Source organism: Flavobacterium facile, from assembly GCF_036321945.1.
Taxonomy (GTDB): domain Bacteria; phylum Bacteroidota; class Bacteroidia; order Flavobacteriales; family Flavobacteriaceae; genus Flavobacterium; species Flavobacterium facile.
Genome location: NZ_JAZAYT010000035.1, coordinates 509,514 through 527,598, shown reverse-complemented (window position 1 = coordinate 527,598; position 18,085 = coordinate 509,514). Strand labels below are relative to the sequence as shown.

The window sequence follows — 18,085 nt, the reverse complement described above, 5'->3', positions numbered from 1 at the left end:
ACACTCAAAAAAATACACATAAAATTTAACACGCAAGAAAATGACGAAAGCAGACATCGTAGCAAAAATTTCAGAAAAATTAGGCCTTGAAAAAGGTGACGTTCAAGCTACTGTAGAATCATTCATGGAAGAAGTAAAAAATTCATTAGAAACTGGTGATAACGTTTACTTAAGAGGATTTGGAAGTTTTATTGTTAAAACAAGAGCTGAAAAAACAGGAAGAAACATTTCTAAAAACACAACAATCAAAATCCCTGCCCACAACATTCCAGCATTTAAACCTGCTAAAGTATTTGTTGAAAGCGTTAAAGAAAAGACAGAAGTAACTGTATAATATTATTTATTAATCATAAAAACTACACATTATGCCAAGTGGTAAAAAAAGAAAAAGACATAAGGTAGCTACTCACAAGCGTAAAAAAAGAGCGAGAGCTAACCGTCACAAAAAGAAAAAGTAGTCTAAAAACTACTTTTCTTTGTTTAAAAAAGAAAAATTATCATTTAAGCTTAGAGCTTTACAAGATTAAAACTCTAGGCTCAAATGATAAACGTTCATTGAATTATGAATTGAATACAATTTTGACAAACTCATTTTTGCATTACAATTCTATTGGGTATTTTACCTAAATTGTTTAATCCATCCTAGCAATAAGTAGAGAGTTCGAAATTACTGTAATGTAAAATCGAATAATCAAACAAAAATGTTCGGATATAAAAGATACAGCATGAACAAAGAATTAATTATTAGATCTAGTTCAGACGCAGTAGATTTTGCCTTATTAAAAGATGGAAAACTAATTGAATTACACAAAGAAAAAGAGGCTAGCGATAGTAATCAGTTTCAGGTTGGCGATATTTTTATTGCAAAAATAAGAAAACCTGTTGCCGGATTAAACGCTGCTTTTGTGCACTTAGGTCATGAAAAAGATGCTTTTTTGCATTACCATGATTTAGGTCCAAACCTAGGTTCTTTGATGAAATTTATTAAACTTGTAAGCGCAGGTAAAATAAAAGATTATTCACTCAAAAATTTCCCTTTTGAACCTGAAATCAATAAAGATGGCACCATAATGGACACATTAAGCGCCAATCAATCGATTTTAGTTCAAGTCGTTAAAGAACCAATCTCAACCAAAGGACCAAGAATTAGTTCTGAGATTTCTTTAGCAGGAAGATATGTAGTTTTAGTTCCTTTTTCTGACCGAGTTTCCATTTCACAAAAAATTGGAGACAGAGCCGAAAAAGATCGTTTAAAAAAATTACTACAATCGATAAAACCAAAGGGATTTGGGGTTATTGTGAGAACAGTAGCCGAAGGCAGAAAAACAACTGAGATTGAAAAAGATGTAGAAACATTGCTAGAACGTTGGACTACAATGTGTAAAAAATTACAAACCGCTCATCATCCCTCAAAAGTATTAGGAGAATTGACAAAATCATCTTCTATGCTAAGAGATATTTTTAACGATACTTTTACAAGTATTCAAGTAGATGATGAAGATTTGTATTTACAAACGAAGGAATATTTGCAAGAAATAGCTCCGGATAAAGCGTCTATCGTAAAACACTATCAATCGAAAGATTTACCTCTATTTGAGAAGTATAATATAGAAAGACAAATAAAAACCTCTTTTGGAAAATCAGTTTCTATGAGTAAAGGTGCTTATTTAATTATCGAACACACAGAAGCGTTACACGTTATCGATGTAAACTCTGGAAACCGATCAAATAAAGCACAAAATCAAGAAGATACTGCCATGGAAGTAAACATGATTGCTGCAGGAGAAATTGCACGTCAGTTACGACTAAGAGATATGGGAGGAATTATTGTTGTCGATTTTATAGACATGCAAAATCCAGACAATAGAAAAATATTGTTTGATTTCTTAAGAGAAGAAATGAGTGACGATAAGGCGAAGCATAAAATCTTGCCTCCTAGTAAATTTGGATTAGTTCAAATTACTAGACAAAGAGTTAGACCAGAAGTTAACATTGAAACCAACGAAGAAAACCCGAACGAAAACGGACAGGTTGAAGCGCCAATTTTAATAATTGACAAAATAGAAGCTAACCTAGAAAGCATTATCAAAGACCATAAAAAAGTTGTACTTAATGTGCACCCTTTTGTGGCCGCATACCTTACAAAAGGTTTTCCATCCTTACGTTCAAAATGGTTTTTTGAACATAAGAAATGGGTGAAAATTATACCTCGTGACGCTTACACGTACCTAGAATATCATTTCTTTGATAACCAAGGAAAAGAAATTTTATAAAAACAAAACCGCTACTCGAAAGAATAGCGGTTTTTTTATTTATCTAAAACGGAACACTAAAATTACTCCAACTCATACTCCAACCTCACCGTAATTCTAGCTGTTTTATTCTTGCTAAACGTATCGTTGTTTCCTCCATAACTATCATCTTCCGTTGAACCTTGACCTGTAATTTGGAAAACACCCATACTTGCTGTTTTTAGTTTTCCTAAATCGCCATCAGCGGTTTTTACAATTTTTTCGGCGCGTTCGTAAGCATCTTTAGTTGCGTTTTCAATTAAGCTTTGTTTTAAACTTGCTAAATCTGAATATGTATATTGAATAGAATTAGAAGATAATTCGATACCCGAATTAATTAGTTCAGAAGTTTTCCCAGAAACCGCTTCAATACGTTTCATTAAATCTGGATTTTTCTTTGCTGAGAAGGTAATCGTTTGTGACGCTTCATACCCATCAAAAACTTGTTCGTATTTGGTATTGTATTGATTTTCGGCATTTTCTATACGAACTTCTCTGAATTTTTTATTGAATTGTACCGCACCAAAACTAAATTCAGCAGATTTAAACCCTTTTCCTAAAAAGAAATTAGACACGATTTTTTGATCCGCAATCATTTTATTGTAAGCTTCTTTAATATCATAACTTTTTGTGGTAAAACTTCCGCTCCACAAAATTTCATCAGAAACAAAATCTTTCGTACCCAAACCAATTACGGAAATGGAATCTAAATTTTCATTTCGCTTTTTAAAAGCAGTTCCCAACACAAACGCTGTGGCAACAATAGCAATTCCAATAATTGCCGAAGACTTCATTCTTTCTGTAATTTCCATTCTTAGTTTAGTTTAAAAGATTGATTTTAGTTATATTTTCTGATTAAACATATATCAAACCACATGCCAAGTTTTATCTCTTTTTTTGAAAAAAACTCGTCATTAAAGCCGCGCATTCTTTCTCTAAAACGCCTGAAACCACTTCCGTTTTCGGATGAATTTGCGTTCCCATAGTCATATATCCACGTTTTTCATCCGTCGCACCAAACACAATTTTAGAAATCTGACTCCAATACAAAGCGCCTGCACACATTTGACAAGGTTCTAAAGTCACATACAACGTGCAACCTTTTAAATATTTTCCACCTAAAAAATTAGCGGCGCTGGTTATCGCTTGCATTTCGGCGTGAGCGGTAACATCGTGTAATAACTCGGTTAAATTATGGGTTCTAGCAATAATGGTATTATCTACAACAATAACCGCTCCTACTGGAATTTCGTCTTTTTCAAAGGCAATTTCAGCTTCCTGAAGTGCTTTTTTCATAAAATATTCGTCGGTAAATATATTTTCCAAATTTTATCTTGATTTTGATTTTGCCACGAATTCTCGAATTACTAATTAGATTGAAATATTTTAATAGTAAAAATTCGAATAATTAATCGACTTTGTCGATCCTAATTTTACTGTAAATAGATCAATTCGTGAATTCGTGGCTAATTTAAATATACATCTGCTACTTGTTCGTTATCAAAATTACAAACATTATTGTATTTTTGCTGCACAAATGGAAAATTTACTTTCACATATTACGACACCAACTGATTTGCGACAACTTTCTGAAAGTCAGTTACCGCAAGTGGCCAATGAACTTAGAGAATTTATCATCGATATCGTTTCTCAAAAAGAAGGACATTTGGGCGCAAGTTTGGGTGTGATAGAATTAACAGTTGCTTTGCATTATGTTTTCGATACACCAAATGATTTATTAGTTTGGGATGTCGGCCATCAAGCTTACGGGCATAAAATTTTAACGGAGAGACGTGAAATTTTTCATAAATACAGAGAAATTGACGGAATTTCAGGATTTCCAAAACGTTCAGAAAGTGTTTACGATACATTTGGTGTGGGACATTCCTCTACTTCTATTTCAGCAGCTTTAGGAATGGCCATTGCTTCTCAAATTAATGGCGATTTAGAAAAACAACATATTGCAGTTATTGGCGATGCTTCTATTGCCAGCGGTATGGCTTTTGAAGGTTTAAATCATGCTGGTGTTACCGATGCCAATTTATTAGTGATTTTAAACGACAATGCCATGGGAATTGATCCAAGTGTTGGCGCTTTGAAAGACTATTTAACAGCTGTAAAAGAAGGCAAAAACCCGAAAGAAAACAACATAATCAAATCGTTAAATTTTGATTATTCTGGCCCTATTGACGGACATGATTTACCTAAATTACTTTCAGAATTAAAACGCTTACGCAACATAAAAGGTCCGAAATTTTTACATATCATTACCACAAAAGGCAAAGGATTATCGTATGCAGAAGAAAATCAGTTACAATTTCATGCGCCTGGAAAGTTTGACAAGTTAACTGGAAAGATTTTAAAGCCTGAAAATGAAAATTTAGCACCAAAATATCAAGATGTTTTCGGACATACTTTAGTCGAATTAGCTACAGAAAATAAAAAAATAGTTGGAATTACACCAGCTATGCCTTCTGGAAGTTCATTAAAATTCATGATGGAAGCTTTTCCTGATCGTGCTTTTGATGTTGGAATTGCCGAACAACACGCCGTAACTCTAGCAGCTGGAATGGCAACTCAAGGTTTAACCGTTTTCTGCAATATTTATTCTACTTTTTTACAACGTGCTTATGACCAAGTCATTCACGATGTGGCGATACAAAACTTACCCGTTATTTTTTGTTTAGATCGAGCAGGTTTTGTAGGTGAAGATGGTGCCACACATCACGGTTTGTTTGACATTGCTTATATGAATTGCATTCCAAACATGATGATTTATGCTCCGTTGAACGAAATTGATTTACGCAATATTTTATATACTTCTTCGTTAGGATTAAACCATCCGATTGCGATAAGATATCCAAGAGGAAAAGGTGAAATTGTAGATTGGAAACAACCTTTTTCAAAAATTGAAATTGGAAAAATTCAAACCTTACAAGAAGGAAACAAAATTGCAATTTTATCAACAGGAACAATAGGAAATAACGTTTCAAAAGCAATTGCAAATACTGGAAAATCAGAAAATTACTCTCATTTTCATGTCGGATGGATTAAACCTTTGGATATTGAAAAATTAGAAAGTATTTTTGCCAACCATTCTACAATTATAACAGTTGAAGAAGGAACTATAAATGGCGGATTAGGTAGTATAATCAATACTTTTGCCACACAAAATAAGTATAAAAACGAAATTATAAATTGCGGTGTTACGGATACATTTATTGAACATGGCACTGTAAAACAATTATTTGAATTAACTCAATTAGACACTTTAAGTTTAACCCAATTATTTATTGATACAAATCATGATTAAAAGAATTTTATTTTTCACCCTATTAGTTTTTTCAACTATCTCTTTTTCTCAAATTATTAGAACTGAAAAACCAGACACCATTTCACATTGGAAAAAAATTAATAAAGTAGGGATTGATTTCACACAAATTACTTTCGTAAACTGGTCTGCCGGTGGAAATAATTCAATTTCTGGGTTAGCTAAAGGGCAATTCATCAGAAACTATTTAAATGATAATAAAAAATGGGACAACGAGTTAATTATTCGTTATGGAATTAACAAACAAGAAAGTCAAGATCTTAGAAAAACAGACGATCAAATTAATTTAAACTCCACTTTAGGTTACAGAAGAGATACCATCAGCAATTGGTATTATGGAGGGAAATTTAGTTTTTTAACGCAATTTGCTAATGGTTATAGTTATCCAAATGTAGAACAAGCAATTTCAAAACCTTTTGCACCAGCTTATATTTTCTTAGGAGTTGGAGCAGAATATTCTAGAAAAGATTTAGGTTTTAATATTTATTTATCGCCTTTAACGGAAAAAACAACATTAGTTTTAGACCGAAGATTATCTAATAGCGGTGCTTTTGGAGTTGATAAAGCTGTTTATGATGAAACAGGAACCATAATTGTGAAAAACGGAAAACGTCACAGAACAGAATTAGGAGCTTTAATTAACAGTCAGTACAAAACAAAAATCATGAACAACATCATGCTAGACACAAGAGCTACTTTATATACCGATTATTTAAAAGATTTTGGGAATATTGATATCGATTGGCAACTTAGATTAGAAATGGTTGTAAACAAATATGTAAGAGCCAACATAGGAACGCACTTATTATATGATAACGACATTAAAAACAAAAGAGAAGTTGGTGGAGTTCAAATTACTGAAGGTCCAAGAGTACAATGGAAACAAATTCTTGGAGTTGGTTTAGAATATACTTTTTAAAGAAAACTTTTATTATTCTCGATAGAATTTTTGATTCTCTCATTTTAAGCATGAGAGAATCAAAAATCACTCGAACTGACGAGAACTAAAACTTCAAATTCACTACATAACCTTCATAGGTTCTTACATTAAAGACAGTTCCGTCTTCGAAAATTAAATATTGTCCTTTAATTCCGACTACTTTTCCTTTGAAATTTGGAGTTTTTTCTAAATTTAAACTAGCTACTTTTATTGGATATTTATTTACTGGAAAATCAAAATTGTATAATTTATCTTCTTCAATAAAATAAGGTACTATTTCTTCAGGCAACCATTGTTTTAGATTGCTTTTTTCTTCAAATAAATTAACAACAGGCACTTCATTTTTTAACATTTTTTGCCAATTGGTTTTATCAGCAAAATGATTTTTTAAGGCTACTTCGGCAACTCCTGCTAAATATCTATTTGGTGTTTCTATAATTGGTAATGCTTGCACTGCTCCTTGATCAATCCAACGTGTAGGAACTTGCGTGTTTCTTGTTACTCCAACTTTCACTTCACTTGATAAGGCTAAATAAACCGTATGTGGTTGCAATTGTACGCGTTTTTCGTAAGCTAAATCTCTATCTTCTATATCTAAATGCGCAGTGCTTAATTCGGGTTTCATAATCCAATCGGCGGCAGATGGAATCGTAGAGAAACAATCGTAACAAAAACCTTGTCGCCAAATTTTCTTCGCTTTCTTGCAATTTAAACACTGATAACCTTTGTGCGTAATTTCTATATCTTTATTAATTAACTGATTAACATTAATAAAATTCGAATCAAAAATTAAATAATATTGAATTGGAGTACCCATTTCGGTTTCCATTTTTGTTAACGTTCCTTCAAATGTTGTCATAAAAATTGTAATTGATATAAAAATTATTATTTTTGGTAAAGTTATAAAAATACCGATACTCAAATGCCAATAACCATAATAAATTCGATTGCCTCGTGGATTTTAAAAAAACGTATTCATCAAATTGAATTGTTTACGAAATATCCTATCGAAGTTCAAGAAGAACTATTATTTGGCTTATTAAGATCTGCTGAAAATACAGTATTAGGAAAAAAATACGACTACAACAGCATAAAAAACTACGATACTTTTAACGAAAGAATTCCCGTTTCAACTTACGAAGAACTAGAACCTTACATTGAACAAACCCGCCAAGGTGCACAAAATATATTTTGGAATTCGAACATCAAATATTTTGCGAAATCTAGTGGAACTACTAATGCAAAAAGCAAATTTATACCCGTTAGTTCTGAAGCTTTAGATAACAATCACTATAAAGCTAGTAAAGATTTACTGTGCATGTATTTGAACAATAATGAAGATTCTCAACTTTTTACTGGTAAAAGTTTACGCTTAGGTGGCAGCAAAGAATTATATGAAAACAACAATACTTTTTTTGGAGATTTATCTGCAATTTTGATTGACAACATGCCAATGTGGGCGGAATTTAGCTCTACACCGAGCAATAAAACTTCACTAATGAGTGATTGGGAAACCAAATTACCAGCCATAATTAAAGAAAGTAGTTTAGAAAATGTTACCAGTTTAGCCGGAGTTCCGAGTTGGATGATGGTTTTACTAAACAAGACTTTAGAAGAAAACAATAAAACTAATATTTTAGAAATTTGGCCCAATTTGGAAGTATATTTTCATGGAGGAGTGAGTTTTGATCCTTACAAAGAGCAATACAGAAATTTATTTCCTAAATCAGATTTCAAATATTATGAAATTTATAATGCTTCTGAAGGATTTTTCGCATTACAAGATCGAAATGATTCTAACGAATTATTGTTAATGTTAGATTATGGTATTTTTTACGAATTTATTCCAATGGATACATTCGGAAAAGAAGATCAAAAAGTAATTCCGTTGAGCGAAGTAGAAATTGGAAAAAATTATGCTTTAGTTATTACTACTAATTCCGGTTTATGGCGCTATTTAATTGGCGATACGATTCGTTTTACATCGTTAAATCCGTTCCGAATTAAAGTTACTGGAAGAACCAAACATCACATCAATGTTTTTGGAGAAGAATTAATGGTGGAAAATACCGATTCGGCTTTAGCAAAAACTTGTGCGACATTAAATTGCGAAATATTAGATTATACTGTAGCTCCAATTTTCATGGAAGGCAAAGAAAAAGGAGCGCATGAATGGATTATTGAATTCAAAAAGTATCCCGATAACATTAAAAATTTCACAGAATTATTAGATAAAAACTTGCAACAGGTTAATTCTGATTACGAAGCTAAACGTTTTAACAACATGACTTTAAACAAACTTGTTTTACATGTTGCGAAAGAAAATCTGTTTTACAACTGGTTGAAGAAAAATGACAAACTAGGTGGGCAACACAAAATTCCAAGACTTTCAAATTCAAGAAATTACCTAGAAGAACTACTACAATCTTAAAACAATCCCTTATTCCTTAACGTAAAATTCACATTAGTGCATTTTACCGAATAAAGAGGTAAATTGTCGGTTTTTATTTTAAAACCGCAACAAAGACTTCATATTTGCACAAAATTCAGAATAAAACGCATTTTTATAACAAAAATGTATATTTTTGTAGCCCCAGAAAATTTAACCTAAAATATACCATGAAAACAAAATTTTTATTATTAACATTAATTTCTTTACTGTTCAATACAGCAACTGCCCAAGAACCAGTAAGAAATGCAAGATTAGATTCTATAAATGACATTATTAATAAAAACGCAAAAGGTTTACGATTTGTATTAAGCGAAGTTAGTGTTAATTCCGAATTATCTGAAATTGGAACTTCTTTCTTTAAAAATAAATTCATCATTTTGTCTAACAAAAAAAGAAGACATTATGAAACTACAATTAACGAAGATACCAAAACACCTAATAACAATTTATATTGCGTAAGCGTAGATAGTACAGGAAATTTAACTTTTCCTCTATTATTTGCTTCTGCTATTGATTCAAAAGACAACGAAGGTACAATTGCTTTCACACCTGATGAAAACAAAGTTTTCTTCACGCAATCAACTAAAGAAAATCCAAACGTTTACAAGTTATACACAGCTGATTTAGACATTAAATCTGATAAATATTGGACAAATATTACAGAATTAAAATTAATGGACGACCAATATTCTGTGGAAACTCCTTTTGTTTCTAATGATGGTAAAAAATTATATTTCTCTTCGAACATTCCTGGTGGAGCTGGTGGATTTGATTTATACGAAGTGTCTATTTTAGAAAACGGAACGTTAGGCGCTCCTATGAACTTAGGTTCTAAAATCAACACAAAGGAAGATGAAAAGTTTCCATTTGTATCAAATGACAACAACTATTTGTTCTTTTCTTCTAAAGGACATACAAATATGGGAGGTTTTGATGTTTTCAGATCTTCAATTACAGAAGATGGCTACCATACTGCATTTAATTTAGGTGGTACTTTAAATTCAAGAAAAGACGATTTAGCTTTTGTAATGGTTAGTGACAATAAAGGTTATGTATCTTCAGACAAAACAGCTACAGACGGAAATTACGATATTTTCAGATATAATTTAAAAATGGCTCCAAATACCGTTTCTAAATTGGCAATAAAAGAAAAAACTACTGGTATAACTTTACCAAACGCTAAAATTGTTGTTAAAAACGAATTTGGTAAAATATTGGCAGATGGAAAAACAGATGACAAAGGAAACATTTCTATCATTTATAATCCTTTAACAATTTACAATGTTACAGTTGAGAAAGATGGCTACGAACCTTTTACCAAACAATTGACTTCTGGAGATTTTTACAGTGATACAGCTATAGAATTAAAACAAGCTAAACCAATTGTTACGGAAACTGAAATTATGATTGAAAACATTTATTTCGATTTTAACAAAGTAACTGTTAAACAAGAATCTACGCTTTCTTTAAATAAAATCATAAATGTAATGAATGAAAACAAAGAAATGTCTATTTCGATTTTCGCTCATACAGATGCAAAAGGTTCAGATGAATACAACAAAGTCTTATCTGAAAAAAGAGCTAAAGCTACTTTCGATTATTTAGTTTCAAAAGGAATTAGTAAAAACCGTTTGAAATATATGGGAATGGGTGAAATGGAATTGAAAGTAAAATGTACAACTTGTACAGCGGAAGAAGACCAATTGAACAGAAGAACAGAATTTAAAATAAACAAATAAAAACAACAAAAAAATCACAACAGAATGTCAATTAAAAAAATTATCGCAGTAGTAGCAGTTGCCTCAATATTAACATCATGCTCTAGTAGAGGTTGGAGCTGTAAATCGAGATATGTAAATGCAAAACCAGTTGCAACTGAAAAAAAAGCTGCATAAAACACATACAACAACTGTAAAAAAAGAAAAAGGCAATCAAAATATTTGATTGCCTTTTTTAATATACTAGATTTTAACTTTACGAAGCAACTTGTAACTTCTGAAGTAAATTCTTGTTTAAAGTTTGTTCTGCAAATTCACGAGTTACATTTAAGTCTTTCTCATCTGAACTTGGCAATTCGAACATTGCATCAGTTAAAATCGCTTCACATAACGAACGTAAACCACGCGCACCTAATTTATATTCTAATGCTTTTTCTACAATAAAATCTAAAGCTCCATCTTCAATAGTAAACGCTACATCATCCATTTCAAATAACTTCTGATATTGTTTAATTAAAGCGTTTTTAGGCTCTGTTAAAATCGCACGTAAGGTTTTCGCATCTAATGGATCCATGTGTGATAAAACCGGCATACGACCAATAATTTCAGGAATTAAACCAAACTCTTTCACATCGCGTGGAATAATATACTGTAATAAATTCGTTTCATCAACCTTATCTAAATCTTTAGAAGCACTGAAACCCATTGCTTGACGGTTTAATCTTTTTGAAATGATACGCTCAATTCCATCAAAAGCGCCGCCTGCAATAAATAATATGTTTTGCGTATTTACCTCAACAAATTTCTGATCTGGATGTTTTCTTCCTCCTTTTGGCGGAACATTCACAACTGAACCTTCTAACAATTTCAATAAAGCTTGTTGCACGCCTTCTCCAGAAACATCTCTTGTGATAGATGGATTATCACTCTTACGAGCAATTTTATCAATCTCGTCAATAAAAACGATACCTCTTTCCGCTTTAGCTACATCATAATCTGCAGCTTGAAGTAAACGTGTCAAAATACTTTCCACATCTTCACCAACATAACCTGCTTCTGTTAAAATAGTCGCATCAACAATAGCTAAAGGAACATTTAACATTTTTGCAATGGTTTTTGCTACTAATGTTTTTCCGGTTCCGGTTTGCCCAACAACTAAAATATTACTTTTTTCAATTTCAACATCATCAGTTGTAACTACTTGCGACAAACGTTTGTAGTGATTATATACCGCTACACTCAGTACTTTTTTGGTTTGTTCTTGTCCGATTACATACTCGTTCAAAAACGCATTTATTTCTTTAGGCTTGCGCAATACTAAGTCGCCAAAAGCTTCAGGATCCATTGTTCCTTTTAGCTCTTCCAACACAATACCATGTGCTTGCTCAATACATTTATCGCAAATATGCGAATCGATACCTGCAATTAATAAATTAGTTTCTGGCTTTTTCCTTCCACAAAACGAACATTCTAATACTTCTTTTGCCATTATTTTTAGTCTAAAGTCGTAAAGTCTAAAGTCATAAAGTCTTAGCAGCAGTGCTTTTGACATTATGACCTTGGACTTTCGACCAAATTTATCTTCTTAATACTTCATCAATCATTCCGTATTCTTTCGCTTCATCTGCAATCATCCAATAATCGCGTTCGCTATCTCTGAATACTTTTTCTATAGGTTGTTTAGAGTGTGAAGAAATGATTTGATACAATTCATCTTTCAATTTCAACATTTCTCTTAAATTAATTTCCATATCTGTTGCAACTCCTGACGCACCTCCAGATGGTTGGTGAATCATTACACGAGAATGAGGTAACGCTGAACGTTTTCCTTCTGCACCAGCACATAATAAAACCGCACCCATTGAAGCTGCCATTCCTGTACAAATTGTAGCAACATCTGGTTTAATATATTGCATCGTATCGTAAATACCTAAACCTGCATATACACTTCCACCTGGTGAGTTGATGTAAATTTGAATGTCTTTAGAAGCATCTACACTTTCTAAAAACAATAATTGTGCTTGGATAATATTAGCCATATAATCGTCAACACCTGTTCCCATGAAGATAATTCTATCCATCATTAAACGAGAAAATACGTCTAATTGAGAAATGTTTAATTGGCGTTCTTCAATAATATAAGGCGTTAAACTACCAACTAATTTATCGTAATACAAACTATTTACACCGTGTTTTTTTGTCGCAAATTTTTTAAATTCTTTTCCGTAGTTCATCTTAAATTTTATTTGAAAGTTTATTTCTAAATATAAAAAACGTCAAACCGAAATGGTTTGACGTTCAAATATACTAATTTTTATCAATATTACATTTCGCCATATGAAGCTTTAACGAAATCTTGATAGTTTACTTCTTTTTCCGTTGCTTTTACGTTTGTTTTGTATAAGTCAATCATTTTTAAGCTTAAAACTTGGTCAGAAATACGCTTAATTTCTTCTTGATTAGACATTACTCTTGAAACAATTCCGTCTACTTCTGCATCAGTTGCATTACCTTGTCCGAATTGCGTCATTTGTTGTCTGATTAATCCTGAAGTAAAATCTTTTAATTCTTCAAATCTAACTTGTAAGTTATTTTGAATAAAGATTTTAGATTCGATTAATTGGTAACGTAAACCTCTTTCTGACTTTACGAATTCAGCTTCTGCTTGTTCTTCAGTTAAAGGAGTTTCACCAATAGTTTGAATCCATTTTTTTAAGAATGTTTCTGGTAAATCAAATGTTGTAGTTTCTAATAACGCTTCTGTAACGTCATTTAAAAACTTTTGATCTGCTTGTTGTACGAATTGTTGTTCCGCATCTTCTTTGATTCTTTCTTTTAAACCTTCTAATGTTGTTACTTCACCATTAGGGAATAATTTTGCGAATAATTCGTCATTAATTTCTGCTTTTTCGATAGATTGAATCGCATCAATTGTGAAATTCACTTCAATATCTAAACCATGAACATCGTCATGAGCAACTTTTAAATAATCCATTAATTGGTGGTCGTCGTTAAATAAACCTTTTGTTTTTAAAACTACTACATCACCAACTTTTTTACCGATAAATTGTTTACCTGTTTTCGCATCAGCAAAAATATCTAAACTAATTAAAGCTTGGTTTTCAATTCCTTTTTCTTCGTTAGAGAATGTTCCGTTGATTTCGAAACCTTCTTTTACTTCTGATTCCGTAAGAATTTTACCGTATTGTTTTTGAATTCTTTCTACTTGCTCGTTTAATAACGCCTCATCAGCGATAATTTTATAACGTGTTACACCAGCAGCTCTTGCTAAGTCAACAGAAAATTCTGGTGCTAAACCTAATTCATATTCGAAAACTAACTCATCAGCCGACCAATCGAAATTTTCGTTTACTCTTGGTAAAGCATTACCTAATAAATCTAATTTTTCTTTAGCGATATAATCCGTTAAACCTTTGTTTACTAATTTACTAACTTCTTCAATGATAGCAGGCTTTTCGAATTGTTTTCTCACAACATCCATTGGAGTTTTTCCTTTTCTGAAACCAGGTAAAGTAGCTGTTTTTCTTTTAACTTCTAAAAAATTTTCAATTTTTTCAGTATATTCATATTTACCAATTGTAATTTTTACAACGGCATTTAAAGCGTCAATGTGTTCTTTTCTAATGTTCATTTTTATTGATTTTTTGAAGTATAAAATATGGGTTGCAAAATTATATAATTTTTGCAACCCATACAAGTTTTTAATTTATTGAATTTTAGAAATATAGATTTCCTATTTATCAATAAAAATTTTATTTAAAATATACTGACTAATTGAAAGTATAATACTAAAAATAATAGCCGTTAAAAATGTAGGTACAGAAATTCCATCGATAAAATAATCGGCGATTTTTACAATTACTGCGTTGATAATTAACAAAAATAATCCTAATGACATAATAGTTACCGGAATGGTAAAAAACACTAAAATTGGTTTTAAGAAAGTATTTAAAAGAGACAATGCAACTGCCATAAAAATAGCGGCCGTATAATCTGTAATTTCAATTTTTAAGAAATGAGATATCACAATAATTAAAATCGTTGAGATAAGTAATTTGATAAGGTAATTTTTCATATTTGAAGGATTGTAATTAATGTGTAAATGTAAAAAATATTTTTTTAAACTTGGAATACTGAACGCTGAATTATGAACATCGAAGTTTATAAACAAAAAAATAGGCACCAAAAATGATGCCTATTTTTAATTTTATTTAAAACTCTAACTTAGTTAGTTGGTAAAATATTAATACCTGGAAAATAAGTTGGATTGTGTAATGGTAATTTTGATTTGAAACTTGCGTTAATTACTTTAATGATTTCATTAGCAATTACTGCATATCCACGTGCATTTGGATGAACTCCATCTAAAGAAAACAACACTTGTCCTTCTGTAGCAGAACCACTAAAGTAGTTTGCCGTATAGAAAGAACCAGTTTCAATTCTTAAACCAGTTACTAATTGATTCATAATTGCATTCATATCAGCAACTGCGATAACAGTTTTTCCTGCCGCAGTGTTTTTAGCATTTGCAATAGAAACAATTGAAGCATTAAAAGCTGAAGTTGCCGCAGCTACTTTTGCTTTTTCATTAGCTGTTAATACCCATTTGTTAGCTAAAGGATAAGTAATACCATTTAAATTTATTTGAGCTGGTGCAGATGAATTAACAGTACCAATAATACCACTTGCTGGCAACACAATTAAATCTGCAGATGTAGCTTGACGAGCTTTACCAAAAACAGAACCAAAAGCTGCTGCTGTAGCAGGAGGATACATCAAAACACTTTGTAAGTAACCAGAAATTTCAGCGCTTCTATCAACAGCATCAACATCTGTTATTAATAATGGATTTGGTCCAGCCGCAGTAAATAAATTCACTCTATTAGGTTCACCATAAGCGGTAAAAATACCATCTAACAAAGCATTAATGGAATTAATTGATGTAATTTTTGCGTTCCCAGCTGCTTGTTGGTCTACTACGCTTTGCTGAGCTCTACTTTTAGTTGAATCGTTACCTAAACTCATTACTGTAAAAGGCGCATAAGGAACCGTTGTAAAATATGGAATAGAAGTTACACTTGGAATCGTACAAACCACACCTTTAGCTCCGCTAACAGTTAAGGTATTAATGATTGTACCATACACATTTTTAAAAGCAGTACTATTTGTTATATCATTTCCACCATAAGATGCTGGATTCATATTTCCTGTTGAGTTATGATCATCTGCAGCAGAAGTTCCATTGCTTTGAGCACCACCAGCTGTAGCATACGCTAACACATCATTAGAACCAATCCAGTTAGTAAAAAATGTAGGTGTTTTAGCTACAGCATCACCTAAAATTGAAGCAGTTGGAGAAGATGCTTGACGCACAAAATAAGGATTAGCAGTACCTAAAGCTACACCAGCTAAACTACCATAAGATGTTGAAAGCAAATGAAAAGATTTTGCACCAGGTACGCCCATATTATTGTATGGTCCAGCTACACCAGCAGAAATTTCAATAGTTGAAGGAAGTCCAGCAGTTAAACCAATAGGCTGAACTCCATTAGCTGTAGGATTTTTATTTGCATCGTACACTAAATTTCCACTTCCATCTCTTTTTAAATCAGCATTGATAACTAATCTATTTGATGATATTTGAATTCCTCCTAATTTTAATCCACCTCTATTAAATGTATCATCTGCGTAAGAAGGTTGTGTAAAAGCACCTCCACCCACTAAGGCAAATTGTTGTGCTAATAAATTTGGGTAAGAATTCATTTGGCTTCCTTTAGAAACCGTTCCGTCCATATAACCAGCAGTAAGTGAATTACCAATAGCTACATAAGAAGAAAAATTAGCATCACCAGAAGTATAATCAGCAGTTACTTCATTTTCAAATTCTGGTTCACAACCTGCAAAACCAATTGCTAAAGTTGCTAATAATATAAATTTATTTTTCATTTTACTATTTTTAAAAATTAGAAACCGTAAGTTATACCAATACCTGGAGAAAATACAGTTGATTTATATGTTCCACCGAAAGAAGAATACTGAGATTGTCCTGGAGGAGGACTAGTTAATGGATCATTATAATAATCATAAGAATTATCAACTTGATCAAAGTGTAAATACAAGAATGACATATCAATACCTAATTTACTATTTATTTGATATGTTAAACCACCTGTGTAACCTACAGAGTCATTACGTGGCGTTTCTGGTGCGAAATAACCATTTTGAACTGGACTTTCATCAATATAATAACCACCACGAACTGTTAATTTCTGAGAAGCTTTATATTGAGCTCCAAAACGGTATGTACTTGCGTTTTTGTAGTTTCTAGGATTTTCAGAGAATACTGGTGTTGGATTTTGATTATGAATTGTAATATCTAAATTTTTATACACACTCCACTTTGTGTAATTGTAATCAAATGCAAACAACCATTTATCAGTTGGCTTGTATGATAAACCAGTTGTAAACTCAGCAGGTAAAGGCAAATCCGCATCAAAAGTTCCATCAGTAAAAGCTGGATTTAAACTAGCAATTGCATTTTTGTCTAAATAAGTTGCAGAACCACCTCTAGCTTTCATTATAATTTCTGAACGGTAATCCATACCTAAAGTTACTTGGTTGGTTAATTTAAACATCATACCTACATTATATCCCCAAGCTGTAATATTTTTGGCTTCTAAATCTACATTTGTGCTACCTAACAATGGATTTGGCGTAATGTTTCTATTAAAGTTTACACTACCATTAGCATAAATAGGTCCACCACCAATACTAAATACATCTTCTATTTTAAAAGAGATAGTTGGTTGTACAAAAATTGCTTTTAAATCAATACTATTGACTAAATGAGAACCTTGCCACCCTTTATTCCATTCTACAGAAGAACCATAAGGCGTATAAACTGCTAAACCTGCAGAAACCCAATCGTTAATTTTGTAAGTAGCGTACAAACTAAATGGTGTCCCCAAGTTATCCGTCGCTGCTGTTTGATTATACAGTGAATTTTGGTACCTTGTTTTAGCAAACAATGCATTTCCACCAACTGATAAGTTAAATTTTTTATCTAAAAAAGACATACCTGCAGGGTTAAAAAAAGCAACCTCTGCACTATTAACAACTGCAACTCCGGTATGTCCCATCGCCAATTGTTTCTGACCTTGAATCGAAACTCTGTATCCACCAGCGAACATAGACATCGAAGTCAAAGTTAGTAATGATAAAGAAAATAATTTTCTCATAATTAAAATTTAGTTAGTTTTTAGTTTAAATATTTAATTCAAAATTAACATTAATTATGAAATTTACAATTTTTTTAACTAAAATATTATGTAT

15 protein-coding genes are annotated in these 18,085 nt (G+C 31.8%); 6 read left to right on the top strand and 9 right to left on the bottom strand.

What is annotated here, in order from left to right; all coding sequences use genetic code 11:
- Nucleotides 1–40 precede the first annotated feature (40 nt).
- Nucleotides 41–334, top strand: coding sequence for an HU family DNA-binding protein (locus UEQ13_RS14900; protein WP_091314983.1), 294 nt, complete (start codon nucleotides 41–43; stop codon nucleotides 332–334).
- Nucleotides 335–725: 391 nt separating this feature from the next.
- Nucleotides 726–2,273: a ribonuclease E/G gene (locus tag UEQ13_RS14895; protein ID WP_329807132.1), complete on the top strand. Its 1,548-nt coding sequence runs from the start codon at nucleotides 726–728 to the stop codon at nucleotides 2,271–2,273.
- 62 nt (nucleotides 2,274–2,335) lie between these two features.
- On the opposite strand, the gene UEQ13_RS14890 is transcribed toward UEQ13_RS14895, so the two are convergent.
- Together UEQ13_RS14890 and UEQ13_RS14885 are read right to left on the bottom strand one after the other, a co-directional pair.
- Nucleotides 2,336–3,103: an SIMPL domain-containing protein gene (locus UEQ13_RS14890; RefSeq protein WP_329807131.1), complete on the bottom strand. Its 768-nt coding sequence runs from the start codon at nucleotides 3,101–3,103 to the stop codon at nucleotides 2,336–2,338.
- A gap of 73 nt (nucleotides 3,104–3,176) precedes the next feature.
- Entirely contained in the window at nucleotides 3,177–3,617 is a 441-nt protein-coding gene (locus UEQ13_RS14885; RefSeq protein ID WP_329807130.1) for a nucleoside deaminase, read from the bottom strand.
- A 211-nt stretch (nucleotides 3,618–3,828) separates the two neighbouring features.
- Here UEQ13_RS14885 and UEQ13_RS14880 point away from each other — a divergent pair, with 211 nt between their 5' ends.
- Both UEQ13_RS14880 and UEQ13_RS14875 read left to right on the top strand, forming a co-directional pair.
- The gene (locus tag UEQ13_RS14880; protein WP_329807129.1) at nucleotides 3,829–5,604 is read left to right on the top strand and encodes a 1-deoxy-D-xylulose-5-phosphate synthase; all 1,776 of its coding nucleotides are present in this window, start codon (nucleotides 3,829–3,831) and stop codon (nucleotides 5,602–5,604) included.
- Entirely contained in the window at nucleotides 5,597–6,541 is a 945-nt protein-coding gene (locus tag UEQ13_RS14875) for a DUF3078 domain-containing protein (protein ID WP_329807128.1), read from the top strand. The genes UEQ13_RS14880 and UEQ13_RS14875 overlap by 8 nt, the downstream gene beginning before the upstream one ends.
- An 85-nt stretch (nucleotides 6,542–6,626) precedes the next feature.
- On the opposite strand, the gene UEQ13_RS14870 is transcribed toward UEQ13_RS14875, so the two are convergent.
- Complete coding sequence (locus UEQ13_RS14870; protein ID WP_329807127.1) at nucleotides 6,627–7,421, bottom strand: DUF2797 domain-containing protein; 795 nt, start codon at nucleotides 7,419–7,421, stop codon at nucleotides 6,627–6,629.
- A gap of 63 nt (nucleotides 7,422–7,484) precedes the next feature.
- On the opposite strand from UEQ13_RS14870, the gene UEQ13_RS14865 reads away from it, so the two are divergent.
- On the top strand, nucleotides 7,485–8,993 hold the full coding sequence (locus UEQ13_RS14865; RefSeq protein WP_329807126.1) for a GH3 auxin-responsive promoter family protein: 1,509 nt from the start codon (nucleotides 7,485–7,487) through the stop codon (nucleotides 8,991–8,993).
- 188 nt (nucleotides 8,994–9,181) lie between these two features.
- On the top strand, nucleotides 9,182–10,753 hold the full coding sequence (locus UEQ13_RS14860) for an OmpA family protein (protein ID WP_329807125.1): 1,572 nt from the start codon (nucleotides 9,182–9,184) through the stop codon (nucleotides 10,751–10,753).
- A 235-nt stretch (nucleotides 10,754–10,988) separates the two neighbouring features.
- On the opposite strand, the gene clpX is transcribed toward UEQ13_RS14860, so the two are convergent.
- The 6 genes from clpX to UEQ13_RS14830 form a co-directional block, all read right to left on the bottom strand.
- The gene (gene clpX / locus UEQ13_RS14855; RefSeq protein ID WP_329807124.1) at nucleotides 10,989–12,221 is read right to left on the bottom strand and encodes an ATP-dependent Clp protease ATP-binding subunit ClpX; all 1,233 of its coding nucleotides are present in this window, start codon (nucleotides 12,219–12,221) and stop codon (nucleotides 10,989–10,991) included.
- 88 nt (nucleotides 12,222–12,309) lie between these two features.
- Entirely contained in the window at nucleotides 12,310–12,966 is a 657-nt protein-coding gene (gene clpP, locus UEQ13_RS14850; RefSeq protein WP_166125466.1) for an ATP-dependent Clp endopeptidase proteolytic subunit ClpP, read from the bottom strand.
- Nucleotides 12,967–13,055: 89 nt separating this feature from the next.
- Complete coding sequence (locus UEQ13_RS14845) at nucleotides 13,056–14,384, bottom strand: trigger factor (protein WP_329807123.1); 1,329 nt, start codon at nucleotides 14,382–14,384, stop codon at nucleotides 13,056–13,058.
- 102 nt (nucleotides 14,385–14,486) lie between these two features.
- Nucleotides 14,487–14,828 carry a phage holin family protein gene (locus UEQ13_RS14840; RefSeq protein ID WP_329807122.1) on the bottom strand — a complete coding sequence of 114 codons (342 nt, stop codon included), beginning with the start codon at nucleotides 14,826–14,828 and terminating at the stop codon, nucleotides 14,487–14,489.
- Between the two features lie 149 nt (nucleotides 14,829–14,977).
- Entirely contained in the window at nucleotides 14,978–16,699 is a 1,722-nt protein-coding gene (locus UEQ13_RS14835) for a G-D-S-L family lipolytic protein (protein WP_329807121.1), read from the bottom strand.
- Between the two features lie 17 nt (nucleotides 16,700–16,716).
- Entirely contained in the window at nucleotides 16,717–17,991 is a 1,275-nt protein-coding gene (locus UEQ13_RS14830; protein ID WP_329807120.1) for an OmpP1/FadL family transporter, read from the bottom strand.
- Between the last annotated feature and the right edge of the window lie 94 nt (nucleotides 17,992–18,085).